The sequence below is a fragment of the Flavobacterium sp. FG19 genome, assembly GCF_057809475.1.
On sequence record NZ_JBMDKA010000079.1, the window covers coordinates 1 to 686 of the forward strand.

General features: G+C 41.3%; 1 protein-coding gene. It reads right to left on the minus strand.

Features of this window, described 5'->3' with window-relative positions; translation table 11 throughout:
* On the minus strand, positions 1–686 hold a 686-nt coding region (locus ACODST_RS27810; protein WP_488935348.1), incomplete at both ends, for a DUF8693 domain-containing protein.

Consider the following 686-nt stretch of genomic DNA (forward strand, 5'->3'; position numbering starts at 1 on the left):
GCTCCCTGGGTATTTTTAAAGTTCAGCCATATACGGTTTCTTTCAAGGGTACTGCTTTTGGATGTTTTAAAGAACTGACTGTTATTGCCATTTCTCATACTGTTGGTAAACACCACATTGTTTCCTGAAGGTGATCTGAAAAAGAATCCCTGTCCGGCAGCAATATGGCCATTCATAACAGCAGCTCCTTCGTGGGTAACCACACCTCCGGCCAGACTGTATACCGCATAATCGGCAACATCATAGTTGTATTTTTCACTTCCGTCATTTCCTTCATCAGGAGGTGAACTGTGTGTCCAGAAATACAAAGCACCCACATCTGAATGATCGATAAGTTCATCAGCACTGATAGCAGACGGATATGGATTTCCGGCTAAGTACCATTTTGATACCGTTGGGGTTATCGTAATATTTCCATTATTGGGTATTCCTGTAAAAGAGGCACTATAAACAGCTTTGCTTACATATCCCTGAGGCCCTCTGATAATATATCCATTGCCTGGCTGCATGGGTAAAATTCCGTTATAACTCAATACCCATTTTGCGGTTGGATCATAGCTGTAATATTTATCTGCCAGTGTAGTTGGTGATACATCATGAAGGGTAACACCTGATGCTACCGGTGATGACCAATAAGTATAATCATAACGGTCTATTGAGGCTGTATTACGGTTGTAAGTAATATT